The following is a 964-nucleotide window of genomic DNA, read 5'->3' as shown; positions in this document are numbered from 1 at the left end:
GATCAAGATGGCTCTGGCCGCCGGCCACACGACCAACCGCCCCTATCCGCCCTTCGACCCGTTGCAGGTGTTCGGCGACGACAGCGACGACAACGCCCAGCCGGCAACGGCCACCGCGGCCGCCGCGCAGATCTACGGCGCCAAGGTCGAGAGCGAAATGAGCCTGAAGACGGTCGATTTCCCGATCGAGACCGCTTCCTTCGACGAAAAGAGCGACCTTTCCGCCGACGAGGTGGAAAAGGTGGTTCGCGACGCCAGCAACGGCTTGAGCGACGGCGCCGTCCAGGTGGCGGCGCTGCATTATGTCGATCCGCAGCGATTCGGCGACGCCTTCGCCGAATCGATGGCCGGTTCCTACGACGTGAAGATCACCCAGGAAAACGTTTCGGTGGCGCCGCGCGCCACCCTGGAAGATCAGACGCCGGCCTTCGCCGAGGAAATCATCCCCTTCACCGAGGATACCGAGATCGCCGAGGCCTATGCCGATTCGGGCTACACCGGCGCTGACGCCACCGGCATGGCGGAAGCGATCGGCAAGTTGTTGAACGCCACGGCGCTCAAGGCCGGGACGGTGCTGCGTGTCGGCCTCGAAGTGCGCGGCGACATCGCCAAGGTCGTGCGCACCAGCGTCTATGACAAGACCACGCACATCGTCACCATCGCGCTCGACGACCGCGGCCAGTTTGTGCCGGCCCAGGAGCCGGAGCCAAATCCCGAGCTTTTGACGGCGTTCGATGATTCGCAGCCGGTGGTGGTGCGCGGCAACCTGCCCAATGTCTATGACGGCATCTATCGCACCGCCTATTCCTACGGCATGTCGAAAGCTATGACGCAGAAGCTGATCAAGCTCCTCGCTTCCGACGTCGATTTCCAGTCGCGGCTTTCGCCGGCCGACCGGCTGGAGGTGCTGTTCTCGCAGCCCGACGGCGACGACCAGACCTCCGACAATTCCGAGCTTCTCTAC

At 64.1% G+C, this 964-nt stretch carries 1 pseudogene; it reads left to right on the top strand.

The window, feature by feature from the left end:
* A pseudogene (locus EOA24_RS39400) lies at positions 1-964 on the top strand (M23 family peptidase); the annotation flags it as partial.

The organism is Mesorhizobium sp. M2A.F.Ca.ET.039.01.1.1 (genome assembly GCF_003998035.1).
Lineage (GTDB): Bacteria > Pseudomonadota > Alphaproteobacteria > Rhizobiales > Rhizobiaceae > Mesorhizobium.
This window is presented reverse-complemented; position numbering and strand designations above follow the sequence as displayed.